Origin of the sequence: Micromonospora tarapacensis (assembly GCF_019697375.1) — a bacterium.
GTDB classification, from domain to species: domain Bacteria; phylum Actinomycetota; class Actinomycetes; order Mycobacteriales; family Micromonosporaceae; genus Micromonospora; species Micromonospora tarapacensis.
In genome coordinates, this window is sequence record NZ_JAHCDI010000003.1 from 940,477 (window position 1) to 965,572 (window position 25,096).

A 25,096-nucleotide genomic window follows, 5' to 3' on the forward strand; every position below is an offset into this window, starting at 1 on the left:
CGCCCGGGCGGCGTCCTGTGCGTCGGTCAGGTCCGCGACGAGCCGGACCGGCTCGTTGGCGTCCGGCCGGGGGTCGGGGCCGGCGGTCGGCGTTGTGGGGCGACCACCCGCCAGCCCGCCTCGACGAACGCGGCGGTGACCGCCGCGCCGAGCCCGCCCGTGCCTCCGGTGACCAGCACACTCCGATCCGCCATGGACTGAGGCTAGTGCGGTGTCCCGGAACGTGGCCAGTGCCGCCGTCCGGTCGGTCGGGCGGCCGGCCCCGCCCGACCGGTCGGACCCGGCCCGGCGGGGAGGCGGGCGCCTGGGGCGGGGTGGCAGGCTGGACCCACGGGTAGGCGCGGTCTGGTTGACGCCCCCGAACTGGTGAAAGTAAGTTTCAGCTGTGGCGAATAGGCCGAAGATTTCCGCAGGTCACGAGCGGAGTGGGCTGATCGTCCACATCAGCGGCCTGCTCCCGGCGCTGTCCCCGGCCGAGCAGCGGGTCGCCCGGCTGGTGGTCGCCGACCCCGCCGACGCCGCCCGGCGGACCATCACCGACCTCGCCACCGCCGCCGAGACGTCCGAGGCGACCGTGATCCGGTTCTGCCGGTCGGTCGGCCTGGACGGCTACCCGCAGCTGCGGATCCGGCTCGCGGCCGAGGCGGCCCGGCGGGTCGAACCCCCGGACGCACGAATGGTCGGCGGGGACATCCCGCCCGGCGCCGACCTGGCACAGATCATCGCGACCATCGCCTTCAACGACGCGCGGGCGGTGGAGGAGACGGCGGAACAGCTCGACCCGGCGATCTGCGAGCGGGTGGTGGACGCGATCGTCGGTGCCGGTCGGATCGACATCTACGGTGCCGGCGCGAGCGGCGTGGTGGCCGCCGACTTCCAGCACAAGCTGCACCGGATCGGCCGCACCGCCTTCTACTCCGCCGACCTGCACACCGCGCTGACCTCGGCGGCCCTGCTCGGCCGGGGCGACATCGCCATCGGCATCTCGCACACCGGCACCACCTCGGACGTGGTCGAGGTGCTGGCACAGGCCCGGGCCCGGGGAGCCACCACGGTGGTGCTGACCAACTTCCCGCGCTCGCCGGTCACCGACGTCGCCGACCACGTGCTTACCACCGCCGCGCGGGAGACCACCTACCGATCCGGTGCGACGGCCAGTCGGCTCGCCCAGCTGACCGTGGTCGACTGCCTGTTCGTCGGGGTGGCCGTGCGCAACCGCCCCCGGGCCCGCAAGGCGCTGCGGGCGACGGCCGAGGCGGTCCGCTCCCACCGGCTCGGCTCCGGCCGGAGGCGCGCCTGACCAGCCGGTGCCGTGCTGCCCCGCGGTGGATGCCTCGTCCGGGTGGAACCGTTCCGGAGGCGGTGCCGGTCGACGGGGATGAAGGCGGGCACGGCGTGAAGCTCGTGCCGAACGGTTCTCGGCGGCGGTCACGGCGCGCCTGGTGCGGGGGGCGGGCATAGGACCGGGGCACGGATTGTTCATCTGGGCGTGGGGTAATACCACCGGCGTGGATGAACCAATCCGTCCGTGCGCGCGTATCCGGCAGTGACCGGGATCGCAGCACGGTGGTGACCCGGGTCGCTGTGCCTGTCGGCCGAGCAGTGTTGCCTTGGACCGGTACGGTCGGCGATCCGTCCGTCTCGTCGGTCGCCTGTCGGGACGGTCAGGGCAGAGTCCTGACAGCAAACATGGACCGTGCTCTCAGCTGATTATCAGGCATTCGTGACACTTTCGACCCACGACATGGAATCCCCGACACGTCTCATCTGTTGTGTAGATGTCAGCACCGGTGGGCACAGCGGAGGTTACGGGGGAGGGCTGATGGGCGTGGGGATGGCAAGGAACCGGGGAACCGGCGCGAGCGAGGGGACCGTGGGCAACGTGGACAAGAACATTGGTATGCGAACCGACGAGGTCGCCGAGGAGCGCGACCTGGTCGGAGTCTACCTGCACGAGATCTCCCGGACGCCGCTGCTGGACGCCGCCACGGAGGTCGATCTCTCCAAGGCCATTGAGGCTGGCCTCTACGCCGAGCACCTGCTCGACGAGGACCAGGTGCCCGACGGCGTCACCCGGGAGGAACTGGCCCGAGTGGTCGCCGACGGCGAGCGGGCCAAGGATCTGTTCATCCGGGCCAACCTCCGACTGGTCGTGTCGATCGCCCGACGTTACGTCCGCTCCGGGATGCCCATGCTGGACCTGATCCAGGAGGGCAACACGGGCCTGGTCCGGGCGGTCGAGAAGTTCGACTACGAGCGGGGCTTCAAGTTCTCGACCTACGCGACCTGGTGGATCCGCCAGGCGATCAGCCGGGCGATCGCCCAGCAGGAGCGCACCGTGCGACTGCCGGTGCACCTCGTCGAGGACGTCAACCGGATGCGAAACGTGGCCCGGCAGTTGACCCGTGAGCTGGGCGGTGATCCGGAGCCGGAGCAGATCGCCAGGGCCCTGGGCGTGACCGTCGAGCGGGTCAACGAGCTGGTTCGCTGGTCGCAGGACACCGTCTCGCTGGACACGCCGGTCGGCGACGACGGCGACACCAACCTCGGCGACCTGGTCGCGGACAGCGACGCCCCGTCGCCGGAGGAGATCGTCCTCACCGGGCTGGAACGGCAGCGGATCGAGGGGCTGCTCAATCACCTGGACGACCGTTCGGCCGGGATCATGCGGGCCCGCTACGGGCTGGAGGACGGTCGGGAGCACTCGCTGACCGAGGTGGCTTCGCGGTTCTCGCTGTCCCGTGAGCGGATCCGGCAGCTGGAGATCCAGGCGCTCGGCCGGCTGCGCGAGCTGGCCCGTGCGGAGGGCCTGCAGGCTGCCTGATCTGGTAACAGTGACGGCGAACGGCCGGCGTCCGATAGGGGGACGCCGGCCGTTCGCCGTTCCCGCGCGGTAACGGCGGGGACTTGCGGGGTCGTCTCAGCGCACCCTGCCGTAGCCGTACGGCGGCATCAGATCCACGTCGCGCTTTTCCACGTTGCGGCCGAAAGTCGGTGAGTGGATGACCTGCCCACCGCCCACGTAGATCGCCACGTGCCCGAGGCTGCGGTAGAAGACGAGGTCTCCGGGGCGCAGCTCACTCCGGCTGATGTGCGCCACCACGCCCCACTGCATCCGGGTGTTGTGCGGCAGCGACCTGCCCGCCGACCGCCACGCGGCCGAGGTCAGCCCGGAGCAGTCGTAGCCACCCGGCCCGTCCTGACCCCAGGCGTACGGCTTGCCCAGCGCCCCATAGGCGTACCTGACGGCGGCGCCCGCCTGACCGGCGACCGCGGGCGCTTCGGCAGCGCTGTCCGCCCGGTCGGTCGGGCGCTCGGCGGCCCGGCCGTACGCCTGCCGGCGCAACTCGTAGAGCCGGGCCAGGTCACGCTCGATCCGTCGCTTCGCCGCGGTCAGTTCCCGGGACTGCGCCGCCTGTTGACTGAGCGTGACGTCCAGCCGGGTCTTCTGGTCGAGCAGTCGCCGCTGGTCGGCGGCGTAGCTGGCGATGGTGGCCTGCTGCTGCCGGGTCAGGTGGTCCAGCGTGCCGAGCCGGTCGAGCACGGAGGCGGAGTCGCCGCCGTGCAGCAGCGCGTCGACGGTGCCGAGGTTGCCGGTCTTGTACGCGGTCACCGCCAACTCGCCGACGTCCGCCCGGCTCTGCTCGGCCTGCTGCTCCAAGGGCCCGAGCCGTTCCTGTAGCCGCTTGACGGCGGTCCGGTTCTCCTTGATCTTCTCTCGCAGCTCGTTGTGGGCCTCCACCACGCGTTCCAGCTCGGTGGAGGACTTCTCGATCCGCCGGGTCAGCTCGGCGGGGGAGGGTTCGGCCCGGGCCACCGTTGCCGGCATGACCAGCACCAACGAGAAGGCGGTGACCGTCAGGGCGCGCAGCGTGTGCGTCAGGGACGACAAGAGCTCGAATGCTCCTCTCCCGGGGCCGGCGCGGGCTGCTGATGCTCCGCGACGGCATCGGCCCAGTGCCGTCCGGGTGGACGGCGGCCGACCGGGCCGACCTGCCCAACCTAGTACGGGACGGGAGTCGTCCGCAGAGAAAGTCGGGACCAATGGTGGTGGTGGGGCCGGCCGTTCGACGTGCAAGTCGCAGTTGACTACCTATGTAGGCAGATGCCGGACTGGTCGCTCCCGGCATATGACGTCGGATGCCACACCGCTATAACCGATAAGACGGACTTGGAATGCTCTTTCCGGCGGGAGGTACCCCGGTCGGGCGCCCGTGACCACGGGAAACGGTCGGCTCGGCTGGCGGGCGCAGCACACAATGAAGCGCGCAGCCGGGATTCCCGTCGACCGGCATCGATGCAGAGGCCGACGGAACCCGACCCGGCGCTGGCAGCCGTGGGAGGAGGGGCCGTGAACGGTGATGGCGCGACGACGCGACCGCCGCGGACGCCACGCGGCGCCGGCAGGGAGCCGAGGCTGCTCTACGCCCGACCCGGAATCATCGTCACGGTCGACCGGTTCACGGTCGGCCGCGCCAGCTGGCGGGTCGCCGAGCTGACCCACCTGCACAGCACGCGGGGACCGCACGACCGGGTGGCGACCCGGGCGGTGCTGGTCTCCGCTGTGATGATCGGCGGTGTCGGCCTGCTGCTCGGCTTCAGCGGAGGATTGCAACGGCTCACCGCCGGGGCGTACCTCCTGCTCGGCGCCGTGTTCCTGGTGCCGGTGCTGCTCGCGGCGGCCGGCGACCGGTGGCGCCCGCCGGCATACGAACTGTGGGGCCGTTGTGCGGGAGTGGACGAGCTGCTGTTCAGCAGCGACGACGAGCAGCAGTTCGGCCAGGTGAGCCGGGCGCTGCGCCGGGCGCGGGAGTCGAACGGCTACGGTGGCTGGGAGGACCCGATGGCCACCGCGGATCCGTGGCGACCTCGACGCTGAACCAGGCCGGCTAGCCGGCAACCGGCTCCGGTGCCTGCTCCCGCTCCCGCTGCTCGGCCGTGACCATCGCACTCACCCGGCGCTCGGCCCAGAAGGAGACGAACGGCACGGTGCCGGCCAGCATCACCAGGATCATCCGCTTGAGCGGCCAGTCGGCCCGGCGGGACAGGTCGAACGCGGCGACCAGGAAGACCATGTAGAGGAAGCCGTGTGCCTGGCCCACGGTCTCCACCACGACCGGGTTGTCGAAGCCGTACTTGAGCGGCATGCCGATCACGACCAGCAGGATCAGCACCACGCCGACGACCCAGGCGATCACTCGGTAGCGGGTGAGGGCAGCGCGCACTTCTCGTCCGTCCTTCCGGAGCCGGCTCAGCCGGGATAGTCGCCGGGCTTCGCGCCCGGGTTGGCGTTCAACCATGACAGGTAGCGGTTGTAGGCGGCCAGATCGGCATCGTCGGCGTCACCGGCGCTGGATCGGATGGCCCGCACCGGGCGGCGGATCCCGGTTCGCGGCCGCCCCACCCCGGCGGCATCGGCCGGCTCGGCCGCCGCGGCGGCTCCCGCCGCGACGGGATCCGTGCCGTCGGCGGCCGGCGTCCCGGTGCCGCCCCGGCCCGCGGCCCGGGCCGGCGATCCACCGCCCAGGGCATGACGCACCTCGCGCCACCAGACGAAGACCACGAACCCCGCGAAGATCGGCCACTCGACGGCGTAGCCCCAGCTGATGGCGTTACCCGCGGTGGCGCGGCTGACCTGCCACCAGCCCAACCCGAGGAACGTGGTCACCAGCACGACCATGGCCACGTGGCGGGCGATCCACGCCGGGGTCCAGAGCCGCTTCATGGCAAAAGGGTACCGGGGACCGGTGGCGATCTCCGACGCGACGTCGTAGTGGCCGGTGGTTTGGCCGTACCCGCGGTGGGCAACCGTACAGACGCCAGCCCACGACGGACGAGGGGGCGAGATGACGGCATCGGGACGACAGGACGGATTTCCCGCCGGCGGCACGGAGGTGAGCCCCGAACAGCGGATTCCCGAGTGGGGCGACGACCGGGTGGCGGCACCGGCGTTCGACGCCGACCTGCCCGGCATCGACCCGGCCGAGCTGGCCGAGGAGGACCTCATCCGCGAGATGCAGAGCCTGCACCGCACCCGGCTGGACACGCTCCGCCACGCGACGGACTCGGCGCTCGCCAACCATCTGCGGCGAACCGCCGAACTGGAGACCGAGTACCTGGCCCGGCACCCGGGGCGAGAGGTGGACCCGAGCCGGCTGCGGGACCTGTGATGGCATCCGCGGAGCGCGGCGTGTCCGCACCTCCCGAGGTCGCCTTCAACACCGCGACCGACCCCGACCGGATCTCCGCCTGGCTGCCCGAGCCGCTGCTGTCGGCTGATCCGTCCCGCGACGGTGACGCCGAGCGGCTGCGGGCTCGCTGGGACGCGCGGCGCACCGACTGGTCCGCCGAGCTGTGCGTGGAGCCGGCAGATGCCGGTGGCTCCTGGCTTCGGCTGGAACTCGGCGGCGGTGGCGCGGAGGCTGACCGGTTGGCCGGTGAGGCGCTGACCAACCTCGTCCGCGAGGTGGCCGACAACCTGCAGGCCGGCTGACCCGGCCGAGACCGCCGCCCCCTCGCGGGGGCGGCGGATCGTTACTTGACCCGAAGGAGGCCGGGTGAGCGATCTGAAGCAGAAGGTGGCGCGGCTGCGGCAGGCGTACGCGCCCCACGAACATCGTCCGCTCGGTGGCTACCTGGCGGCCATGGGCACCTATGCCGGGGTCGCCGGCGCGATCGCGGGTCTGGTCAAGGTGACCGGACGCACCGTGCCGGATCGACCCGCCACCTCGGATGTGGTGCTGCTGGCCATCGCCACCCACAAGCTCAGCCGGCTGCTGTCCAAGGACGCGGTGACCAGTCCGCTGCGCGCCCCCTTCACCCGCTACGACCGGCCGATCGGCAGCGGCGAGGTGATGGAGCAGGTACGCGACTCGGGCAGCTCCACCCGGCACGCCATCGGCGAGTTGCTCAGCTGCCCGTTCTGCCTGGCGGTCTGGGTGGCGACCGGGCTCACCGGCGGCCTGGTGCTCGCGCCCCGGCTGACCCGCCTGGTGGCCACCGCGCTGACCGCGGTGGCCGCCTCCGACTTCCTCCAGATGGGTTACGCGGTCGCCCAGCAGGCCGCCGAGGGCGACGAGGAGGACTGACGCGATGCAGCGCCGGCCGGGCCCTGGTGCACGGGTCCGGCCGGCGTCGGGTGGGTGGCCGCCGATCAGCGTTGCATGCCGGACCAGCCGCGTGGGGACTCGGGCTCCCGCTCGTCCTCGTCCGCGCCGGTGACGATGTCCCGGTCGACGGCGGTGCGGTCGTGCTCGTTGGCGAAGTCGGGTTCGGGCAGGGTGTCCGTGCCCTCGGGCGGCTGGCCGAGGGCGGACGTCCGTTCGCGCTGGTGCTTCTCGGGCTGGGACATGCGCTCCCCTTCTCGTCGCCGGTGCGGCCGGCGCACCGGCCGTGGTCGGCGGGCCGGCTCAACCGACCGATCCACCCAGCAGGTCGGTCACCTCGTCGACCGCGTACTCGCCCTGCGGCAACGCGTTCAGCCGGGCGAGCAACTGCGCCGGCAGTTCCGCGGCGACCGCGCGGCGGTAGATGTCCACCTGGCTGATCCGCTCCTGACCGTGGTAGAGGTCGTCGAGCAGCTCGTCGAGTGGCCGGGTGTCCACCTCCTCGGTCTCCACCTCGTCGGGTACGGCGGCGGCCGTGCCGGGCAGGTCGGTGACGGGCGGATCGAGCGCGGCGGTGTCGACCACGGGAACGTCGGCCAGGATGGCCTCGGGCAGCCGCGCCTCAGTCGTGGGTGCCGTGGGCGCCTCGGTCACGGGTACGTCGTCGGTCACCCGCGACGGCTACCCGCGCCCGTACCGGTGAAACACCGGTCCACCCCGACCCACCCGCTGATCACGAAATTGACGGCCGCTCCGAGGCACTCGCCAACTTCATGATCAACAGGGGGTGGGCGTGGGCGGTGAAGCGTGCGGAGGGTGGTCAGGCCGGCGTCGGCAGGGAGCGCGGCCGGGGGTGGGTGGCGCGGCGGGTGCGGACGGCGGCGGCCAACTCGGCGAGAACCTCGTCGGTGGTGTCCCAGCCGATGCAGGCGTCGGTGACCGACTGGCCGTAGGTCAGCTCGCGGGTCGGGTCGAGGTCCTGCCGGCCGGGCACGAGGAAGCTCTCCAACATGATCCCGACGATGCCCCGCTGGCCGGCGGCGATCTGCCCGGCCACGTCGGCGGCCACCGTGGGCTGGTTGCGGTGGTCCTTGCCGCTGTTGGCGTGGCTGGCGTCCACCACCAGTCGCTCCGGCAGGGCGGCGGCCCGCAGCAGCTCCAGCGCGCCCGCCACCGACTCCGCGTCGTAGTTCGGCCGGCCGCCGCCGCCACGCAGCACCAGGTGCCCGTCCGCGTTGCCCCGGGTGTGCATGATCGCCGGAATGCCGGAGACGTCGATGCCGGGGAAGACGTGCGGCACGCCGGCCGCCCGGATGGCGTCGACCGCCGTGGCGATGCTGCCGTCGGGTCGGTTCTTCATGCCGATCGGCATGGACAGGCCGGAGGCGAGCTGGCGGTGCACCTGGCTCTCCACGGTGCGTGCCCCGATCGCCCCCCAGGCGACCGTGTCCGCGATGTACTGCGGGGTGATGGGGTCGAGGAACTCGCAGCCCACCGGCAGGCCCAGGCGCAGTACGTCGAGCAGCAGCGCCCGGGCCCGGCGCAGGCCGGTGTTGACGTCGCCGGAGCCGTCCAACCCGGGGTCGTTGATCAGGCCCTTCCAACCCACCGTGGAGCGCGGCTTCTCGAAGTACACCCGCATCACCACCAGCAGGTCCTCGGCCACCCGCTCGGCCGCCTCGCGGAGCCGGTGTGCGTAGTCCAGGGCAGCGGCCGGGTCGTGGACCGAGCACGGCCCCACCACGACCAGCAGCCGGTCGTCGGCCCGGTCGAGCACCCGGCCGACCGCCCGCCGGCCGGCCAGCACGGCCGAGGTGAGGCCGTCGTCCAGGGGCAGCTCGTGGTGCAGCAGGGCCGGGGTGGTCAGCGGCACGACACGGTCGATCCGCTGGTCGATGACCCGGTGGTTCTCCGGGGTGGTCACGGTGGGCGTCCTTCCGCCGACCGCACCCGGGGCCGGTGCCCGGGTCGAGCCGGCTGCTCGTACGCGAAAGGGCAGGAACGAAAGCTCCTGCCCGGCCGGCTCGAAAACGGTGACGTCAGATCAGGGTGAGGTCACCGGCCTGCGAGCCGGCTGCCTAAACCATCGATACGAGCGCGTCACGGCGGTAAGCGTACCCGACGTGCGAAGGTGCTCACCCCCTCGTCGGCAAAGGCTCGCTTCGTGTTCACCCTCATCGATGATTCCGTCAGTAGGCGGCATCACCTACGAGGTGCGCGGCCCGTTCCGCTGAGGTGCGCCGAGGTGAGAGGAAGGGCCCGTGCGCAGGCCGCGACTCGGCGCGAGGAAGGACCCCTCCTCTCCCGCGTACCGAAGATCCTGCGTGCCGAGGACGGGGGCGGGGTATGAGGAGCGGCATGAGTGACGAGCGGAGCGACCAAAAGCGGGTCCAGTCCCGCGCCCACCTGCTGCCGGAGGAGGCGGCCGCCGGCAGCGACGACGCGCCGGCACAGGCGGACGCGATCCTCGCCGAGTCAGACGCCCGGGAAGCCGACCGGAACGCCGCCCCGGACACCGTGCTGGAGCGGCGTACCTCGGACCAGACCGTGAACCCCATCGAACCGCCGGACTGAGCGCCGGCCCGGCGCCCTCGGCGGACCGTCGATGCCGACCGCCCGGAGGGTGCCGCGTCGGGTGGCGGGCGACGCGTCGGCGCCGGCTCGCCGGTGGGGCGTCCCGAGAGCCGGTGGGGCGTCCCGAGACCTGCCGAGGCGGGAGATCGGATAGCGTCGGTGCCATGCCCGACAGTGGTTACCCCTGGCCCATCTCGACGACCCGACTGGACAACGGCCTGCGCGTGGTGATCAGCGAGGACCGCACCGCTCCGGCGGTCGCGGTCAACCTCTGGTACGACGTCGGCTCCCGGCACGAGCCGGCCGGTCAGACCGGGTTCGCGCACCTCTTCGAGCACCTGATGTTCGAGGGCTCGGTGCACGTGGCGAAGACCGAGCACATGAAGCTGGTGCAGGGGGCGGGCGGCTCGCTCAACGCCACCACCAACCCGGACCGCACGAACTACTTCGAGACGGTCCCGGCCGAGCATCTGGAGTTGGCGCTCTGGCTGGAGGCCGACCGGATGGGTGGGCTGGTGCCGGCGCTCACCCAGGAGACGCTGGACAACCAGCGGGACGTGGTCAAGAACGAGCGGCGGCAGCGCTACGAGAACGTGCCGTACGGCGACGCCTGGCTGCGGCTGCTGCCCCTGCTCTATCCGCCGGGCCACCCCTACCATCACGCCACCATCGGCTCGATGGCCGACCTGAACGCCGCCGACCTGGCCACCTTCCAGGCGTTCCACCGGACCTACTACGCGCCGAACAACGCGGTCCTCACCGTGGTCGGCGACACCAGCGCCGACGAGGTCGTCGCCCTGGCCGGGAAGTACTTCGGCGCGATCCCGCCCCGGCCGGAGATCCCTCCGGCGCCGGACGGTCGGGTCGTGCCGGCCGCGGGTGTGCCCGCCGAGGAGACGGTGGTCACCGACGTGCCGGCCCCCCGGGTGTACGTCGCGCACCGCACCCACCCGTTCGGCAGCCCCGAGTACGACGTGGTGACCGTGCTGGCCACGGTGCTGGGTAGCGGCCGGGGCAGCCGGCTCTACCAGCGCCTCGCCGACGGCGAGCGGATCGCCCAGCCCGACCTGGTCGGGGCGTACGGGGTGGATCTGGCGCACGCCCCGGCGCCACTCATCGCCACCGCCACCGCGCGGCCCGGGGTCAGCGGTGAGCGGCTGGCCGCCGGGCTCGCCGAGGTGGTCGACGAGTTGGCCACCGTGCCGGTCACCGCCGCCGAGCTGGACCGCGCGAAGGCGCTGCTGACCACCGCGTGGTGGCGACAGATGTCCACGGTGGACGGACGGGCGGACGCGCTGGGCCGGTACGCCACGCAGTTCGGCGACCCGGCCAGCGTCGCCGAGCGGCTGCCGGCCTGGCTCGCGGTGACCGCCGAGCAGATCGCCGAGGTGGCGGCCGAGGTGCTCGCCGCCGACGACCGGGTGACCCTGACCTACCGTCCCGAGGAGAAGCCGTGAGCGCGAGGAGTGAGCGGCGCGGCCCGGCGGGGCGCTGGGCCCTGGCACCCGTGAGCCCCGCAGTCGCGAACGAAAGGATTGCTCAGTGACGTTGATCGCCGACCGTCCCGGGCCGGGCGAGGCCCGCCCGTACCGCTTCCCGCAGGTGGTCCGCCGCTCGGTGGCCGGCGGTCAGGTCGTCGCCGCGCACCTGCCCGGCCAGAATCTCGCCGTCGCGCTGCTGCTGCTGGACGCGGGGGCGGGCCGGGAACCCGTGGGCCGGGAGGGGCTCGGCGGGGTGCTGGCAAAGGCTCTCGAGGAGGGCACCACGCAGCGCGACGCCACCGCGTACGCGCTGGCCATCGAGGCACTCGGCACCGAGTTGGTGACCGGGCTGGACTGGGACACCTTCCAGGTGAGCGTGCAGGTGCCGGTGGAGCGGCTGGGCGCGGCGGTGGAACTGCTCGCCGAGGCGGTGCGTACGCCGAGGTTGGACCCGGACGACGTCCGGCGGGTCCGCGACGACGAGGCGACCGCGTTGCGGATGGACTGGGCCAATCCCGGCCCGCGCGCCGACGCGGCGTTGCGTGCCGACCTGTTCGGTGCCGCCAACCGGTGGGGCCGACCGATGTACGGCGACCCCGACTCGGTGGCCGGCCTGGACGTGGAGGACGTCAACGTCTTCCACTCGGAGTGGTTCCTCCGCCCGGGAACCCTCGTGGTCGCCGGTGACCTGGACCGGCTCGACCTGGACGCGCTCGCCGCGACGGCATTCACCGGCACCGGCGGCGGCCCGGTGGACCGGGGCGCGCCGATCGAGGTGCCGGCGCGAGCCGGGCGCCGGATCATCCTGGTCGACCGGCCCGGCTCGGTGCAGTCCACGCTGCGGCTCGGGCATCCCGCGCCGCATCGGGCGCACCCGGACCACGTACCGATCGCCCTGGCCGGCACGCTGCTCGGGGGGGCGTTCACCTCCCGGCTGAACCACCTCATCCGCGAGGTGCGCGGCTACACGTACGGCATCCGGGGCGATTTCGGGTCGTCCCGCCGGCTCGGCCGGTTCGCGGTCAGTTCCGGCGTGCAGACCGCCGTCACCGCACCGGCGCTGGTGGAGGTGGTCGGGGAGATCGCGCGTACCCAGGCCGGTGGGGTGACCGAGGACGAGTTGGCCGTGGCCCGGTCCTGGCGGGCGGGGCAGCTCTCGGTCGAGTTGCAGAGCCCCCGGGCGATCGCCGGCGCGTTGAGCACGCTGGTGGTGCACGACCTGCCGGACGACTATCACGCCCGGCTGCGCGAGGCACTGCTCGCCGCCGACGTGGCCCAGGTCTCGGCGGCCGCCGCCGCCCACCTGCGGCCGGAGTCGCTGACCCTGGTGGTGGAGGGTGACGCCGCACTGATCAGGGACGAGCTGGTCGCCACCGGCCTCGGTGAGCTGGTCGACCACCCCGCGGCGGGCTGACCTAACCGGCGTGCGCGGGGCCGGTCTCCGGCCCCGCCGCCCGCTGCGCCGAGTCGGACCGGACCGGTGCAGCGCGGCTGCCCCTACCGGGTGGGCGGTGGCGGTGAGTGTGACGTCGGTCGCGGTCGCGGCAGTTTCGGCAGAGATGTTGCGGTCGGGGCGGGCCGGGCGACGCTGTTCTTCCGGAGATCTGACCGATCGGGAGGTGGCTGTCCGGGGCGGGCCGGCCCGGCCCGGCCGCCGGCGACCCCGGGCGGTGGGAAAGCGCTCCCGGTCGACGCGCCGGGCTGGGTAGCCTCGCGGCATGAGGATCGGCATTGTGGGAGCCACCGGCCAGGTCGGTGGCGTGATGCGGCAGGTGCTGGCGGAGCGGGAGTTCCCGGCGGAACAGGTCAGGTTCTTCGCCTCGGCGCGGTCGGCCGGCCGGACAATTGCCTGGCGCGGCGAGGAGATCACCGTCGAGGACGCGGCCACCGCCGACTACTCGGGGCTGGACATCGTGATCTTCTCCGCGGGCAAGGGCTCCGCGAAGGAGTTGGCGCCACGGGTCGCCGCCGCCGGTGCCGTGGTCATCGACAACTCCTCGGCGTTCCGGATGGACCCGCACGTGCCGCTGGTCGTCGCCGAGGTCAACTCGCACGCCGCCGCCGCCCGGCCCAAGGGCATCATCGCCAACCCGAACTGCACCACCATGGCCGCGATGCCGGTGCTGCGCCCGCTGCACGCCGAGGCGGAGCTGGTCAGCCTGGTCGTCTCGACGTACCAGGCGGTCTCCGGTGCCGGGCTGGCCGGCGTCGCCGAGCTGGACGAACAGATCCGCAAGGTGGCCGAGACGGCGACCGGGCTGACCTTCGACGGCGCCGCGGCGGATTTCCCCGCCCCGCGCTCGTTCGCCCGGCCCATCGCGTTCAACGTGCTCCCGCTGGCCGGCTCGGTCGTCGACGACGGTTCGGGGGAGACCGACGAGGAGCAGAAGCTCCGCAACGAGAGCCGCAAGATCCTGGAGATTCCTGGCCTGAAGGTCTCCGGGACCTGCGTCCGGGTGCCGGTCTTCACCGGGCACTCGCTTCAGATCAACGCCCGGTTCGCCCGGCCGATCAGCCCGCGGCGGGCGCACGAACTGCTCGCCGGTGCCCCCGGTGTGGCGCTCTCCGAGGTGCCGACGCCGCTGCTTGCGGCCGGTCAGGATCCGACGTTCGTGGGCCGGATCCGCGCCGACGAGACCGTCGAGCACGGCCTCGCGTTGTTCTGCTCCAACGACAATCTGCGCAAGGGCGCCGCGCTCAACGCCGTGCAGATCGCCGAGCTGGTCGCGGCCGAGGGCTGAGGCGTGTCCCTGTCGACGACGTGGAGGATGCCGTGACCGACGACCAGAACCGGCAGGCGCTGGACGACCTGATCGCGAGCCGTTCGTTGGGGGTGCTGGCGACCATGAAGCGGGACGGGCGGCCGCAGCTGTCCAACGTGGTCTACGCGTTCGACCGGGAGGCGGGGGTGATCCGGGTGTCGGTGACCGACGGCCGGGCGAAGACCGCGAACCTGCGCCGCGACCCGCGCGCCAGCTTCCACGTCAGCAGCGACGACGGCTGGGCGTACGCGGTGGCCGAGGTGCGGGCCGAGCTGAGCCCGGTCGCGGTGGAGCCGGGGGACGACACCGTCGCCGAACTCGTCGGGCTCTACCGGGCGGTGCAGGGCGAGCACCCGGACTGGGACGACTACCGGCGGGCCATGGTCGGCGAGCGGCGGCTGGTGCTGCGGCTGCACGTGGAACGCCGCTACGGCGTCGCACCGCGCGGCTGACCGCCCCACGTTACTGGTCGGTGCGGCCGGGTAGACCCATGGTTGCCCCACACCCAGAGGGAGGCACCATGACAACGGTCGGAGAGTTCATGACCACCCGATTGGTGACCATGGACGGCAACGCCACACTGGTCGCGGCGGCCCAGGAGATGCGTGACTCCGCGATCGGCGATGTGGTGGTGACCGACGGCGACAGCGTGGTCGGTATCGTCACGGACCGGGACATCACGGTTCGCGGCGTCGCGGAGCAGATGGACCCGGACACCACCCGGCTGAACCAGATCACCAGCAAGGACGTGGTGACGGTGAGTCAGTACGATGACGCCGTCGCCGCCGCCGACCTGATGCGGACGTACGCCGTGCGGCGGCTGCCCGTGATCGAGGACGGCCGGCTGATCGGCCTGGTGTCGATGGGCGACCTGGCCGTCGAGCGGGAGCCCCAGTCGGTGCTCGCCGACATCAGCGCCGACGACCCCAACAACTGATCCACCCGCCGATCGAAGCCGGCTCCCCGGTGCGGGGAGCCGGCTTCGCGTCGCCGGCGTCGCCCGGCGACTCACCCCATCCGGGCGAGGTTGACGTCCCGGCCGGCGGGGACCCGAACCCGGGACACGAGTGACCGGGAGGAGGGTGGCGATGGCGGACACGACCACACGTTTCTTCGAGGACCTCGACCACCGGGGGTACGAGCCCCTGCTGGCGAAGACCTCCGGAGCCCTGCGCTTCGATCTGCACGAGGGGCCGCAGACCACGCACTGGCTGGTGCGGATCGACCGCGGGGAGGTCAGGGTCAGCCAGGAGGACATGGAGGCGGACACGGTGGTCGGCACCAGCCCGGAACTGTTCGAGGACCTGGTCACCGGCCGGGAGAACGGGCTGGCGGCGCTGCTGCGGGGGGACATGACGGTGACCGGCGACCCCCGCCTGGTGGTGCAGGTGGAACGGATCTTCCCCGGGCCGCCGTACGCCCAGGGGCCGCACCGCTACCGGAAGGGGGTGCAGTGATGGCGCCGAGCCACACCGTGCGGATCCTCGACGGCAACACCTTCGTCGTCTGCGAGCCCACCGGGGACATCGAGGCGACGCCGACGGAGCCGACCGGATTGTTCTCCATCGACACCCGCTTCCTGTCCAAGTGGGTGCTCACGGTCGACGGCGAGCGGCTGAACGCCCTCTCCTACGACGACCTCCAGTACTACGAGTCGCGCTTCTTCCTGGTGCCCGGCCTGGCCACGCACTACGTCGACGCGAAACTCTCGATCATCCGGGAGCGGGCGGTCGGTGAGAGTTTCCGGGAGAGCGTCACCATCCTCAACCACGACGAGAAGGCGGTCGAGCTGGAGATCCGGATGGACGCCGCCTGCGACTTCGCCGACCTGTTCGAGGTGAAGGACGAGATCCTGAACAAGAAGGGCGAGATCTATTCCGAGGTCGAGCCGGAGCGGCTGCGCCTCGGCTACCGGCGCGGCAACTTCAAGCGGGAGACGATCATCTCATCGTCCGCGCCGGCCCGGTTCGACCGCAGCGGCTTCGCGTACACCGTCCACCTGGAGCCGAACGAGCAGTGGGACACCGTCATCGACGTGCAGACCCTGGCGCTCGGTCCGGGCGGGCGGGACCTGCGGATGGGGGTGCAGGTGCACGCCACCGAGCGGCTCGCGCTCCAGCACGACCTGGAGGAGTGGATCCGCAAGGCACCGAAGGTGAACAGCGAGCACGGTGAGGTCGGCGCGACGTACCGAAAGTGCATCGTCGACCTGGCCGCGTTGCGCTTCTCGCCGCTGTCGCTCGGCGGCCAGATCCTCCCGGCCGCCGGCCTGCCCTGGTTCATGACCATGTTCGGCCGGGACAGCATCCTGACCTGCCTGCAGACGTTGCCGTTCACGCCCGAACTGAGCGCGACCACCCTGCGAATCCTGGCCGCCCTGCAGGGCACCCGGTTCGACGACTTCCGGGAGGAGGATCCGGGCCGGATTCTGCACGAGATGCGCTACGGCGAGAGCGCCGCGTTCGAGGAGCAGCCGCACTCGCCCTACTACGGCGCGGTGGACTCCACGCCGCTGTTCGTGGTGCTGCTCGACGAGTACGAGCAGTGGAGCGGTGACGGCGCGCTGGTCAGGGAGTTGGAGCAGGAGTGCCGCCGGGCGTTCGACTGGATCGACGACCACGCCGATCTGGTCGGCAACGGCTACATCTGGTACGAGCGGCGCAACACCGACACCGGCCTGGAGAACCAGTGCTGGAAGGACTCCTGGGACTCCATCTCCTACCGCGACGGCACGCTGCCGCCGTTTCCGCGGGCCACCTGCGAGGTGCAGGGGTACGCGTACGACGCGAAGATGCGCGGGGCGCGGTTGGCCCGCGAGTTCTGGGGCGACCCGGCGTTCGCCGATCAGTTGGAGCGGGAGGCCGCGGCGCTCAAGGAACGGTTCAACCGGGACTGGTGGGTCGCCGACGGCGGCTACTACGCGCTCGCGCTGGACCCGGACGGGCGGCAGTGCGACGTGCTCAGCTCCAACATCGGCCACCTGCTGTGGAGCGGGATCGTCGACGACGACCGGGCCGCGCAGATCGCGGAGCACCTGGTCGGGCCGCGGCTGTTCACCGGCTGGGGGGTTCGCACGCTGGCCGAGGGCGAGATCCGTTACAACCCCATCGGGTACCACAACGGCACCGTCTGGCCCTTCGACACCTCCTTCTGCGCCTGGGGACTGCGCCGGTACGGCTTCGCCGAGGAGGCGGCCACCATCGCCAGCGGGATCCTGGACGCTGCCCGGTACTTCGACGGGCGGCTGCCGGAGGCATTCGGCGGCTATCCGCGCGAGCAGACGAAGTTCCCGGTGGAGTACCCGACGGCGTGCAGCCCGCAGGCGTGGTCGACGGGTGCGCCGCTGCTGCTGCTGCGCACCATGCTCGGTCTCGAACCGCACGACGGGCACCTGGCGGTCGAGCCACGGCTGCCGGTGGGCATGGGGCGGATCGAGGTGCTGGACATCCCGGGCCGCTGGGGTCGGGTGGACGCCTTCGCCCGTGGCCGCCTCGACCTGCACGACCTGGCCGACTGATCGGGGCGGCGGCGACCCTACCGATGCGTAACCTACTCAGGGTAAAGTTGTCGGATGCCGGAACTCGTGTACCCACCCGTGATCGCCGCCGCCAAGACGATGTTCCGGGTCCTCGACCTCAAGCTGACCGTCGACGGCGACCACCACGTGCCCCGCACCGGTGGGGCGGTGCTGGCCAGCAACCATGTCAGTTACCTCGACTTCATCTTCTGCGGGCTGGGCGCGCTCGAGTCCAGGCGACTCGTCCGGTTCATGGCGAAGGATTCGGTGTTCCGGCACCGGGTGTCGGGTCCACTCATGCGCGGGATGCGGCACATTCCGGTGGACCGGCGCGCGGGCGCCGACTCGTACGCCGCCGCGGTGGGTGCGCTGCGGGCCGGCGAGGTGGTCGGAGTCTTCCCCGAGGCCACCATCAGCCGCTCCTTCACGGTCAAGGAACTCAAGAGCGGCGCCATCCGGATGGCTCGCGAGGCGGCGGTGCCGGTGCTGCCCGTCGCGCTCTGGGGAACCCAGCGCCTGTGGACGAAGGGCCGGCCGCGTACGCTCACCCGCCGGCACACCCCGATCACCATTCTGATCGGCGAGCCGATGGATTCGGTCGCCTATCCGGACACCCACGCGATGAGTGCCGACCTGCGCACCCGGTTGCACGCGCTGGTCGAGCGGGCCCAGCGGGAGTACCCGGACCAGCCCGCGACACCGGAGGACCGCTGGTGGCTGCCGGCTCACCTCGGCGGCAGTGCGCCGACCCCGGAGCAGGCTGCGCTGCTCGACGCCGGTGACCGCCGCGCCCCGACGAGCTGATCCGCGCCCGCACCGGACCCGGACGGGCAGCCCTGCCGGTGTGCCGCCGCCGGATTCCGGCCCGCCCGCCCGGATCCGGCGGTGCGGGTACGACCGCCGGCCTAACGCTGCCCGGACGCCGCGCCGTACGGCTGCGGATCGGCCTGTCGCGGCCGGTAGTAGTCGTCCCGGGAATGGAACTCGACGGGCAGGGAGCCGGGTAGCAGCACCCGCGTCGTACCGGCCAGCGGAGCTGTCCGGGTCAGCCGGGCCAGCGCGTCCCGCTCGGGCGGGGACAGGTCCACCAGCTCGGGCCGGAGCAGCCGGAACGTGGCCACGGCGTGGCGGACCAGCCGGGCGAGCTCGCCGACCAGAGGGCCCGCACCGACCAGGGCGAGCGCCGGCTGCTGGATGGTGCGCAGCGCGTCACAGACCACCAGCAGCCGGGCCGGGCCGTCCTCGCCGGCCGGCAGCAGCTCCAGCCGGGACGGCCACTGCCAGCGGATCTGTCCGCTGACGAGCCCCGGCATCGGGGTCACCTGGCGATGCCCGGCCCGGACGAGGGCGAGCCGCCCGGCGCCGCCGACGTGCACCAGCCGGCGATCGGTGACGGTGAGCGTGACCTGGGACGGCAGCGCCCAGCTGCGCCGGGCCTCGGTCGGGCCGAGCAGGTAACCCGCCACGTCCACCCGGTGGCGGCCGAGCACCCGCTCGTCACCGTCCGGCACCAGTTCGTGCCGGCGGTCCAGCACCGGGCCCGGGTCGTCGCCGGCCGCGTCGAAGCGATGCGGGGAGATGAAGAACGGGGACGCATCATCGTGCATCGTCAGGGACCTCCGGTGCAGACGGCATCTGCGGACGAGCCTCGCCGAGCCCGACGCGCCTGTCATGACGCCCGTTAGGGGGTCGGCCAATCGGCGGACGCCTGTGACCGGTAGATGCCAATTTCCTCCGGGCGGACGAGCCCGTCCTCGATCGCGCGGGCGAGCAACGCCGCCTTCGTGGCGGCCGGCCTGCCCGCCCGGGTGTACTTGATCCTCGCCCGGTCGACGTACTGCTTGACCGTGTGCTCGCTGATCCGCATCCGTCGGGCCACCGACGCCTTCGACATCGACTGGAACCACAGCAGCAGGGCCTCGCGTTCCTTGTCGGACAGCACCGGCCGATCCGGCCGCGGATCACCGACCATGGCCCCCGCCAGCGCCGGTGCGACGTACGGCCGGTCGCTCGCCGCGTCCAGCACGGTCGCCACGCAGTGCTCCCGACCCTCGTTCTTGGCGAGGAAGGCCACCGCACCGGCGTCCAACGCGGACAGCATCGTCTGCGGGTCGGAATGCTCCGAGTAGACCACCACGCGACGACCGGCGGCACTCAGCTCGGCCAGCTTGTCGAGCACCAGCCGGCCGTGCAGCCGCAGGTCGAGCAGGACGACGTCGGCGTCCGGCGCGGCCCGCAACACCTCGTCGGGATCGTCACCGGTGGCCAGCACGATCAGCCGCGGCTCGGTGGCCAGCCAGGCGCGCACCCCGTCGATGACCACGGGGTGGTCGTCCACGATCGCCACGCCGACGGGCCGCCCCGGCGTCACCGGCGCCAGCGCGTCTGCGTCCATCTGATCTTCCCGTCCCGTTCGTAGAGATGCTCGACCTGCCCGTCGCTGACCTCGGGCGGCTGCCCGGCCGGGTCGGGGCCCGCCCGATCGGGTGTGACGAGGCTGACCACCACCTCGTCCGGGCTGGAGACCACGGTCAGCCGGGCCCAGTCGTGCGTGTCGGCGAGGGTGGCGCTGAGTGGATCGGCCAGGCTCCGGCGGATCCGCACCGGCAGCGGTGGCGGTGTCCCGATGGTGACCAGGTCGATGGGGAAGCCGTTGCGTTCGGCCAGGTCGGCCGCGGCCCGCAGCTCGTGCAGCAGGGGATGCGGCACGTCGTCGGACTCGGCGATCAGCCTGCGTAACCGCGCGGCGGCGCGGACACAGCGGCGCTGCACCTCCGGGTCGGCCGGATCCGCCCGCCCCTGGGCCAGCTCGGTGAGCACGTCGCTGGCGGCGCGGCTGACGAATGCCAGCCGCTCCCGCCGGTCGTGCCGGGCACGCTCGGCGGCCTCCCGTTCGGCCACCACGGCGTTCGTGGCCGCCGCGGTGGCCGCCCGGTCACGGGACAGCGTGGCGAGCGCCGTGGCACCGGCGAAGACCGCCACCGGCAGGGACGACGTGCCGTACAGGGCCATCGCGGAGCGGGCCAGGTCGGCGGCACCGGTCGCGCCGTACAGCGCGACGGCGGTCAGCGCGGTGGCCGCGTGGGCAGCCAGCAGGGCGAGCAGCCACCGCACCGGTCGGCCCCAGAGCACCACCAGGAAGAACCAGGCGAGCGTGCCCCACACCCAGTTCGCGGGGCTGAACAGCTGGGCCCGACCCACCGCGGCGAACACGGCGACGTCGACCAGCAGCAGGAGTGCGGCCAGCGGCGGTGCCGGCAGCGCGCTGTCGCGCAGCAGCCGGATCCCGGCGACCACCCCGAGCGCCGCGACCAGCAGCCAGCCGCCGAGCACCACCTGGGGCACGGCCAGCGTCGATCGGGCGGCGAGCACCGCGGGCAGCCCGATCGCCAGATGCCAGACCAGCGCGATGGTGACGGCCACGACCCGGGCACCCCGATCGGAGGTGCGGGCCACCGCCGCAGCCGCCCCGCCCGCGTCGGCCGGTGCGTCCACCGCGGTGTTGTTCCGGGGAGCCGGTAACCGGCCCGGCCGCGTCCGGTGCGGCAGGAACGTCGTACCCGGCTCAGCCGACATCCGACCACTCCAGCCGGATCCGGGTCCCCTGGCCGGGCGCGGAGTCGATGTCGGCCCGGCCGCCGACCGTCGTCATCCGGCCACGTACCGACTCGCGCAGGCCGTACCGGTGGGCCGGGATCGTGGCCGGGTCGAAGCCGGGACCGTCGTCGGCCACCTCGACCGTGACGGTGCCGGCGAACTGCCGCAGCCGAAGGGTGGCCCGGCGCCGGCGGCGTGCCGGGCGACGTTTGACAGCGCGGCGTGCGCACTCTCGGCGACCGCCTCCGCGACCGGCGCCGGCACCGTGCACGGCGGCAGGTCCGCGGTGAGGGCCAGGCCGGGCAGCCGGGTGCGCACCTCCCGCAACCGTTCGTCCAGCCGGGCCGTCGCGTCGTGCGGCACCGACCGGGCCTCGGCCAGGGTGGCGAGGGTACGCAGGTCGGCGGCGCACCGCTCGCGTAGCGCACCGGTCGGGCCGACCATCGCGCCCTGCCCGACCATGGTGAGCGTGGCCAGGACGGTGTCGTGCAGGTCACGGTTCTGCTGCCGCTCCGCCTCCCGCGCGGTACGGGCGACCAGGGCGTGCCGCGCGGCCCGCTGGCCGGCGACGAAGGCGGTGTCGGCGCGGGTGATGCGTCGACGCATCACCCCGGTCATCATCGCCGTGCAGGCGGTCTGTGCCAGCAGGGTCGCCGCGTGGGCGCTCGCCTCGGCGGGGTTGCCGGCCGTGTGCGCGCCCGTGGCGTAGGCGGCGGTGACCAGCAGCCCCGCCGGAATCGACCAGCGGGCCGATGCCGTCGCCTGGGCGTTGATCACGGTGGTGCTGGCCAGCACGGCGATCCAGCTCGCCTCGCCGGGCAGCACCTCCGGCGCGACGAGGACCGGGATCGCCAGACAGGCGGCGATGGTCAGTGCTACGTCCCCGGCGACGAGCGGCGCGTCGATGCCGCGGCGCCAGGCGCGTAGCGCGTACCAGACCGACCAGGCGGTCAGCGCCGCCACGGCCGGCACCAGCAATCCCGGGCGCACCGGCGGGGTTCGCACGGCGAGCGCCACCACGCCACCGGCGATGCCGCAGGAGAGCCGAAGCAATGCCGGCAGCCGGGTGAAGATGAACGCGAGCGCGCCGGCGGCCGGACGTTCCACCGGGGCGGGTGACGTGGAGGGGCTGGGCAGGGCCGGCATTCGGGAAGGCGTCCTTTACGACAAACGACCCGATCCGGGTCCGCGCTGCGGAGATCGACGCCGGAGAATAACACGGGATCACCGCCATGATTACTGCCGGTGTCGGGCGCGCTGGCGTCGTGTCAGGCTTCGGCCCCTCGCGCTCTGGTCCCTCGCGCTCTGGTCCTTCGCGCTCTGGTCCCTCGCGACGCCGCCGCGTCCGGCTACTCGGCCGGATCGAGGCGGAAGGTCGGGTGGTCGGCTGGATCGGGCAGTTCGTCGAGAAGCCGGCGTACCGGCCCGGCGCCCCAGCGGTGCCGGTAGGCGGCGAGGGTCCTCTCGCGCGGGTCGCCGGAGATCTCCACCGCCCGGTACCGGGCGTGCCGGCCGCGGTGTCGCACGGTGCAGTGACCGGCGGCCCGCAGGTTACGCACCCACTCGGTCCGGCCGCGTACCGAGACGAGGTACCGCTGCCCGTCCAGTTCGAGGATGTTCACCGGCACGCGCTGCCGGGTGCCGGTGATCCGGCGTGGCACGTCGAGCGTGCTGGCCGCGCCCAGCCATCGCATCAGGGGGTTGGCCACCCGGACGACGAACCATCCTGGCCGCCGATAGGCCGGAACCCGCTGTCCCCGCCCGGCGTCCGCGTTCTCTGTCATGCCTCGATTCCAGCAGTCAGCGGCAACCCCGTGCCCCGCCGGGAACGGGCCTGGCGTATTATATTGATAAATATCGATCTTGTGGAGGGATCATGAAGATCCGAACTGCGGTCGGCACCGTACTCGCCGCCGGGCTGGTCGCCGGGAGCATCGGCGTCGGCGGTCTCGCCGGCGCGGTCCCGAAGGCCGAACGTCCGCCGGGTTCGCCCGGTGGCGGGCAACCCGGGCTGCTCGCCGTCGGCGACTTCGACTTCTCCCGGCCCGACACGGTCGCCACCGGGCTCCAGGTGCCGTGGGGGATGGACTTCCTGCCCGACGGCAGCGCCCTGGTCGCCCAGCGGCCAACCGGGCAGGTGGTGCGGGTCCGCCCAGGTCAGCAGCCCGAGCCCGTCGTCACCATCTCCGGCGTGACCCCGGTCAGCGAGGGCGGCCTGCTCGGCCTGGCCGTCTCGCCGAGCTATGCCCAGGACGGCTGGGTCTACGTCTACTTCACCACCGCGACCGACAACCGCATCGCCCGCTTCCGGCTCGCCGCGCCGCAGACCCAGCAGCCGATCCTCACCGGGCTGAGCCGAGCGGCGATCCACAACGGAGGGCGGATCGCCTTCGGGCCGGACGGCATGCTCTACGTCGGAGTGGGCGACGCCGGACAGACCGCCACGGCACAGAACCCGCAGAGCCGCAACGGCAAGATCCTGCGCATCCGGCCGGACGGCACCGTCCCGCCGGACAACCCGACCGCCGGGTCACCTGTCTACAGCCTCGGCCACCGCCACGTGCAGGGACTGGCCTGGGACGCCCAGGGTCGACTCTATGCCACCGAGTTCGGTCAGAACACCTGGGACGAGATCAACCTGATCGTCGCCGGTGGCAACTACGGCTGGCCGACGGTGGAGGGGCGAGCCGGCGACCCCCGTTTCCGTGACCCTCTGATCACCTGGACCCCGGCGGAGGCCTCACCAAGTGGCGCGACCATCGCCGGCAATCGGCTCTTCGTGGCCAACCTGCGCGGCAACCGACTGTGGAACGTGCCGCTGAACGGGTCCGGGGGAGTGGGCACCCCCACCGCGGAACTCGTCGGCAGCTACGGGCGGCTACGCACCGTCGAGTACGGCCCGGACGGCTGGCTCTGGGTCACCACCAGCAACCGCGACGGCCGGGGCACCCCGGCGGCCAACGACGACCGCATCCTGCGCTTCCCGCCCCGCGACGGCGCCACGCCCACGCCCACGCCGACGCCCACGCCGACGCCCACGCCCACGCCGACACCCACGCCGACCACCCCGCCACCGACCCCGACACCGACGGGTCCGGCGGCCTGTTCGGTCGCCTGGACGCCCAACCAGTGGAACACCGGGTTCACCGCCGACGTCCGCGTCACCAACCGCGGAGCTGCCCTGACCAGTTGGACACTGACCTGGTCGTTCAGCGGTAACCAGCAGGTCACCAACGCATGGAACACGCAGCTCACCCAGTCCGGCAGGAATGTCACCGCGCGCAACGCCCCCTGGAACGGCGGCCTGCCGAGCAACGGCACGGTGAGCCTCGGCTTCCAGGCCACGTACTCCGGCACCAACGACCGCCCGACCGACTTCCAGCTCAACGGCGCCTCCTGTCAGTCGGGCTGACCCCGCCCAGATCTTGAACAGTTCCCGTCATCGGGTCATCGGGTGACGGGAACTATCCAAGATCGACGGTGGTGACGAGTGATTGGCGGTGACGATGCGAGACTGGGGCGAGGCGGTGCGGGACAGCGACTTCCTGTGGGGCCACCACCGCCGGCCCGGCGGACCGGCGCCCGCCGGGCCGCTACTCGGAGAAGACGACCTGCATGCTGCTGCCGACGCCCTCAGCACCGCTGACAATGAAGGTGAGGGTGAGGCGATCGCCGCGCAGCGGCGGGGACGGGCGGAAGTGCCACTCGCAGAGCAGTTCGCGCCCGGTACCGCCGGAACTACCCGAGTCATAGCGAAACTCGGTGCCGTACTCGTCGGCCAGGCGCACCTCCAGCGCCCGATGCAGCGCGTCGGCCGGCGACACCGGTAGTAGATCCCTGCCGAGTTCTGGCGCCCAACTCTCCATCGCCTCGTGGTAGCTGGCCAGGGCCGACCGCATCCGGTCGTCCAGGTCGCCGACCAGCCGGACCGACACCTGCTCCGCGTTCCACAGCTCCACCGTCAGCAGGTGAATGCCCGTCCCGTCGACCGTGGCGACCCGCGTAGCGGACGCGAAGACACGAGGGTGACTGCCCATGCCGCGACAGTACCGGCTGGTC

The 25,096-nt window shown here is 72.5% G+C and carries 28 protein-coding genes and 1 pseudogene; 16 read left to right on the plus strand and 13 right to left on the minus strand.

Annotated features, from left to right (window positions below):
• Nucleotides 1-26: 26 nt before the first annotated feature.
• Nucleotides 27-194: an NAD-dependent epimerase/dehydratase family protein gene (locus KIF24_RS32215; RefSeq protein WP_230414883.1), complete on the minus strand. Its 168-nt coding sequence runs from the start codon at nt 192-194 to the stop codon at nt 27-29.
• Between the two features lie 191 nt (nt 195-385).
• Between KIF24_RS32215 and KIF24_RS05270 the strand changes: the two genes are divergently transcribed.
• Together KIF24_RS05270 and KIF24_RS05275 are read left to right on the plus strand one after the other, a co-directional pair.
• Nucleotides 386-1,300 carry a MurR/RpiR family transcriptional regulator gene (locus KIF24_RS05270; RefSeq protein WP_221082984.1) on the plus strand — a complete coding sequence of 305 codons (915 nt, stop codon included), beginning with the start codon at nt 386-388 and terminating at the stop codon, nt 1,298-1,300.
• 534 nt (nt 1,301-1,834) lie between these two features.
• A complete protein-coding gene (locus KIF24_RS05275) occupies nt 1,835-2,824 on the plus strand; it encodes a sigma-70 family RNA polymerase sigma factor (RefSeq protein ID WP_221083189.1) in 990 nt (329 codons plus the stop codon).
• Between the two features lie 96 nt (nt 2,825-2,920).
• Here KIF24_RS05275 and KIF24_RS05280 read toward each other — a convergent pair whose 3' ends face one another.
• On the minus strand, nt 2,921-3,892 hold the full coding sequence (locus tag KIF24_RS05280; protein WP_407939878.1) for a C40 family peptidase: 972 nt from the start codon (nt 3,890-3,892) through the stop codon (nt 2,921-2,923).
• A gap of 459 nt (nt 3,893-4,351) precedes the next feature.
• On the opposite strand from KIF24_RS05280, the gene KIF24_RS05285 reads away from it, so the two are divergent.
• Nucleotides 4,352-4,879, plus strand: a complete 528-nt coding sequence (locus tag KIF24_RS05285) for a DUF6232 family protein (protein ID WP_331461010.1) — start codon at nt 4,352-4,354, stop codon at nt 4,877-4,879.
• A gap of 10 nt (nt 4,880-4,889) precedes the next feature.
• On the opposite strand, the gene KIF24_RS05290 is transcribed toward KIF24_RS05285, so the two are convergent.
• Both KIF24_RS05290 and KIF24_RS05295 read right to left on the minus strand, forming a co-directional pair.
• On the minus strand, nt 4,890-5,225 hold the full coding sequence (locus KIF24_RS05290) for a DUF3817 domain-containing protein (RefSeq protein ID WP_221082986.1): 336 nt from the start codon (nt 5,223-5,225) through the stop codon (nt 4,890-4,892).
• 26 nt (nt 5,226-5,251) lie between these two features.
• Nucleotides 5,252-5,725: a hypothetical protein gene (locus KIF24_RS05295; RefSeq protein ID WP_221082987.1), complete on the minus strand. Its 474-nt coding sequence runs from the start codon at nt 5,723-5,725 to the stop codon at nt 5,252-5,254.
• 121 nt (nt 5,726-5,846) lie between these two features.
• On the opposite strand from KIF24_RS05295, the gene KIF24_RS05300 reads away from it, so the two are divergent.
• The 3 genes from KIF24_RS05300 to KIF24_RS05310 all read left to right on the plus strand — a co-directional run bounded on the left by KIF24_RS05300 (nt 5,847) and on the right by KIF24_RS05310 (nt 7,088).
• The gene (locus KIF24_RS05300) at nt 5,847-6,170 is read left to right on the plus strand and encodes a DUF6158 family protein (RefSeq protein ID WP_221082988.1); all 324 of its coding nucleotides are present in this window, start codon (nt 5,847-5,849) and stop codon (nt 6,168-6,170) included.
• Complete coding sequence (locus KIF24_RS05305) at nt 6,170-6,493, plus strand: hypothetical protein (RefSeq protein WP_221082989.1); 324 nt, start codon at nt 6,170-6,172, stop codon at nt 6,491-6,493. The genes KIF24_RS05300 and KIF24_RS05305 overlap by 1 nt, the downstream gene beginning before the upstream one ends.
• Nucleotides 6,494-6,557: 64 nt before the next feature.
• A complete protein-coding gene (locus KIF24_RS05310) occupies nt 6,558-7,088 on the plus strand; it encodes a DUF1360 domain-containing protein (RefSeq protein ID WP_221082990.1) in 531 nt (176 codons plus the stop codon).
• A gap of 65 nt (nt 7,089-7,153) precedes the next feature.
• On the opposite strand, the gene KIF24_RS05315 is transcribed toward KIF24_RS05310, so the two are convergent.
• The 3 genes from KIF24_RS05315 to KIF24_RS05325 all read right to left on the minus strand — a co-directional run bounded on the left by KIF24_RS05315 (nt 7,154) and on the right by KIF24_RS05325 (nt 9,030).
• Complete coding sequence (locus tag KIF24_RS05315; RefSeq protein ID WP_221082991.1) at nt 7,154-7,351, minus strand: hypothetical protein; 198 nt, start codon at nt 7,349-7,351, stop codon at nt 7,154-7,156.
• A 58-nt stretch (nt 7,352-7,409) separates the two neighbouring features.
• Nucleotides 7,410-7,652, minus strand: coding sequence for a hypothetical protein (locus KIF24_RS05320; protein ID WP_221083191.1), 243 nt, complete (start codon nt 7,650-7,652; stop codon nt 7,410-7,412).
• A 274-nt stretch (nt 7,653-7,926) separates the two neighbouring features.
• Nucleotides 7,927-9,030 (minus strand): 3-deoxy-7-phosphoheptulonate synthase, encoded by a 1,104-nt coding sequence (locus tag KIF24_RS05325; RefSeq protein ID WP_221082992.1) that lies wholly within the window; start codon nt 9,028-9,030, stop codon nt 7,927-7,929.
• A gap of 434 nt (nt 9,031-9,464) precedes the next feature.
• On the opposite strand from KIF24_RS05325, the gene KIF24_RS05330 reads away from it, so the two are divergent.
• The 9 genes from KIF24_RS05330 to KIF24_RS05370 all read left to right on the plus strand — a co-directional run bounded on the left by KIF24_RS05330 (nt 9,465) and on the right by KIF24_RS05370 (nt 18,244).
• The gene (locus KIF24_RS05330) at nt 9,465-9,680 is read left to right on the plus strand and encodes a hypothetical protein (protein WP_221082993.1); all 216 of its coding nucleotides are present in this window, start codon (nt 9,465-9,467) and stop codon (nt 9,678-9,680) included.
• Between the two features lie 164 nt (nt 9,681-9,844).
• The gene (locus tag KIF24_RS05335; RefSeq protein ID WP_221082994.1) at nt 9,845-11,137 is read left to right on the plus strand and encodes a M16 family metallopeptidase; all 1,293 of its coding nucleotides are present in this window, start codon (nt 9,845-9,847) and stop codon (nt 11,135-11,137) included.
• Nucleotides 11,138-11,222: 85 nt separating this feature from the next.
• On the plus strand, nt 11,223-12,575 hold the full coding sequence (locus KIF24_RS05340; RefSeq protein WP_221082995.1) for a M16 family metallopeptidase: 1,353 nt from the start codon (nt 11,223-11,225) through the stop codon (nt 12,573-12,575).
• Between the two features lie 304 nt (nt 12,576-12,879).
• Complete coding sequence (locus KIF24_RS05345; protein WP_221082996.1) at nt 12,880-13,902, plus strand: aspartate-semialdehyde dehydrogenase; 1,023 nt, start codon at nt 12,880-12,882, stop codon at nt 13,900-13,902.
• A gap of 32 nt (nt 13,903-13,934) precedes the next feature.
• A complete protein-coding gene (locus tag KIF24_RS05350) occupies nt 13,935-14,375 on the plus strand; it encodes a PPOX class F420-dependent oxidoreductase (RefSeq protein ID WP_221082997.1) in 441 nt (146 codons plus the stop codon).
• Between the two features lie 68 nt (nt 14,376-14,443).
• Nucleotides 14,444-14,860 (plus strand): CBS domain-containing protein, encoded by a 417-nt coding sequence (locus KIF24_RS05355; RefSeq protein ID WP_221082998.1) that lies wholly within the window; start codon nt 14,444-14,446, stop codon nt 14,858-14,860.
• Nucleotides 14,861-15,011: 151 nt separating this feature from the next.
• On the plus strand, nt 15,012-15,380 hold the full coding sequence (locus tag KIF24_RS05360) for an SCP2 sterol-binding domain-containing protein (RefSeq protein ID WP_221082999.1): 369 nt from the start codon (nt 15,012-15,014) through the stop codon (nt 15,378-15,380).
• Nucleotides 15,380-17,440, plus strand: a complete 2,061-nt coding sequence (locus KIF24_RS05365; RefSeq protein WP_221083000.1) for an amylo-alpha-1,6-glucosidase — start codon at nt 15,380-15,382, stop codon at nt 17,438-17,440. Before KIF24_RS05360 ends, KIF24_RS05365 begins: the two co-directional genes overlap by 1 nt.
• Nucleotides 17,441-17,494: 54 nt before the next feature.
• A complete protein-coding gene (locus tag KIF24_RS05370; RefSeq protein ID WP_221083001.1) occupies nt 17,495-18,244 on the plus strand; it encodes a lysophospholipid acyltransferase family protein in 750 nt (249 codons plus the stop codon).
• A gap of 101 nt (nt 18,245-18,345) precedes the next feature.
• On the opposite strand, the gene KIF24_RS05375 is transcribed toward KIF24_RS05370, so the two are convergent.
• From KIF24_RS05375 to KIF24_RS05395, 5 genes and pseudogenes are all read right to left on the minus strand, one after another.
• Entirely contained in the window at nt 18,346-19,047 is a 702-nt protein-coding gene (locus KIF24_RS05375) for a hypothetical protein (RefSeq protein WP_221083002.1), read from the minus strand.
• 74 nt (nt 19,048-19,121) lie between these two features.
• Nucleotides 19,122-19,835, minus strand: a complete 714-nt coding sequence (locus tag KIF24_RS05380) for a response regulator transcription factor (RefSeq protein ID WP_221083003.1) — start codon at nt 19,833-19,835, stop codon at nt 19,122-19,124.
• Nucleotides 19,808-21,016, minus strand: a complete 1,209-nt coding sequence (locus KIF24_RS05385) for a hypothetical protein (protein ID WP_221083004.1) — start codon at nt 21,014-21,016, stop codon at nt 19,808-19,810. Before KIF24_RS05385 ends, KIF24_RS05380 begins: the two co-directional genes overlap by 28 nt.
• Nucleotides 21,006-22,183, minus strand: a pseudogene (locus tag KIF24_RS05390) (sensor histidine kinase). Before KIF24_RS05390 ends, KIF24_RS05385 begins: the two are co-directional and overlap by 11 nt.
• A 203-nt stretch (nt 22,184-22,386) precedes the next feature.
• Nucleotides 22,387-22,821: a nitroreductase/quinone reductase family protein gene (locus KIF24_RS05395; protein WP_221083005.1), complete on the minus strand. Its 435-nt coding sequence runs from the start codon at nt 22,819-22,821 to the stop codon at nt 22,387-22,389.
• A 92-nt stretch (nt 22,822-22,913) separates the two neighbouring features.
• Between KIF24_RS05395 and KIF24_RS05400 the strand changes: the two genes are divergently transcribed.
• Nucleotides 22,914-24,449 carry a PQQ-dependent sugar dehydrogenase gene (locus KIF24_RS05400; RefSeq protein ID WP_221083006.1) on the plus strand — a complete coding sequence of 512 codons (1,536 nt, stop codon included), beginning with the start codon at nt 22,914-22,916 and terminating at the stop codon, nt 24,447-24,449.
• Between the two features lie 181 nt (nt 24,450-24,630).
• Here KIF24_RS05400 and KIF24_RS05405 read toward each other — a convergent pair whose 3' ends face one another.
• Nucleotides 24,631-25,074, minus strand: coding sequence for a hypothetical protein (locus tag KIF24_RS05405; protein WP_221083007.1), 444 nt, complete (start codon nt 25,072-25,074; stop codon nt 24,631-24,633).
• Between the last annotated feature and the right edge of the window lie 22 nt (nt 25,075-25,096).

Bases quoted from the DNA above. Each gene is read 5' to 3' on its own strand.
- KIF24_RS05380 (WP_221083003.1), bottom strand. From the start codon at position 19,835: ATGGACGCAGACGCGCTGGCGCCGGTGACGCCGGGGCGGCCCGTCGGC.
- KIF24_RS05315 (WP_221082991.1), bottom strand. From the start codon at position 7,351: ATGTCCCAGCCCGAGAAGCACCAGCGCGAACGGACGTCCGCCCTCGGC.
- KIF24_RS05365 (WP_221083000.1), top strand. From the start codon at position 15,380: ATGGCGCCGAGCCACACCGTGCGGATCCTCGACGGCAACACCTTCGTC.
- KIF24_RS05400 (WP_221083006.1), top strand. From the start codon at position 22,914: ATGAAGATCCGAACTGCGGTCGGCACCGTACTCGCCGCCGGGCTGGTC.
- KIF24_RS32215 (WP_230414883.1), bottom strand. From the start codon at position 194: ATGGCGGATCGGAGTGTGCTGGTCACCGGAGGCACGGGCGGGCTCGGC.
- KIF24_RS05370 (WP_221083001.1), top strand. From the start codon at position 17,495: ATGCCGGAACTCGTGTACCCACCCGTGATCGCCGCCGCCAAGACGATG.
- KIF24_RS05305 (WP_221082989.1), top strand. From the start codon at position 6,170: ATGGCATCCGCGGAGCGCGGCGTGTCCGCACCTCCCGAGGTCGCCTTC.
- KIF24_RS05275 (WP_221083189.1), top strand. From the start codon at position 1,835: ATGGCAAGGAACCGGGGAACCGGCGCGAGCGAGGGGACCGTGGGCAAC.
- KIF24_RS05355 (WP_221082998.1), top strand. From the start codon at position 14,444: ATGACAACGGTCGGAGAGTTCATGACCACCCGATTGGTGACCATGGAC.
- KIF24_RS05395 (WP_221083005.1), bottom strand. From the start codon at position 22,821: ATGACAGAGAACGCGGACGCCGGGCGGGGACAGCGGGTTCCGGCCTAT.
- KIF24_RS05405 (WP_221083007.1), bottom strand. From the start codon at position 25,074: ATGGGCAGTCACCCTCGTGTCTTCGCGTCCGCTACGCGGGTCGCCACG.
- KIF24_RS05360 (WP_221082999.1), top strand. From the start codon at position 15,012: ATGGCGGACACGACCACACGTTTCTTCGAGGACCTCGACCACCGGGGG.
- KIF24_RS05345 (WP_221082996.1), top strand. From the start codon at position 12,880: ATGAGGATCGGCATTGTGGGAGCCACCGGCCAGGTCGGTGGCGTGATG.
- KIF24_RS05375 (WP_221083002.1), bottom strand. From the start codon at position 19,047: ATGCACGATGATGCGTCCCCGTTCTTCATCTCCCCGCATCGCTTCGAC.
- KIF24_RS05295 (WP_221082987.1), bottom strand. From the start codon at position 5,725: ATGAAGCGGCTCTGGACCCCGGCGTGGATCGCCCGCCACGTGGCCATG.
- KIF24_RS05335 (WP_221082994.1), top strand. From the start codon at position 9,845: ATGCCCGACAGTGGTTACCCCTGGCCCATCTCGACGACCCGACTGGAC.
- KIF24_RS05300 (WP_221082988.1), top strand. From the start codon at position 5,847: ATGACGGCATCGGGACGACAGGACGGATTTCCCGCCGGCGGCACGGAG.
- KIF24_RS05330 (WP_221082993.1), top strand. From the start codon at position 9,465: ATGAGTGACGAGCGGAGCGACCAAAAGCGGGTCCAGTCCCGCGCCCAC.
- KIF24_RS05385 (WP_221083004.1), bottom strand. From the start codon at position 21,016: ATGTCGGCTGAGCCGGGTACGACGTTCCTGCCGCACCGGACGCGGCCG.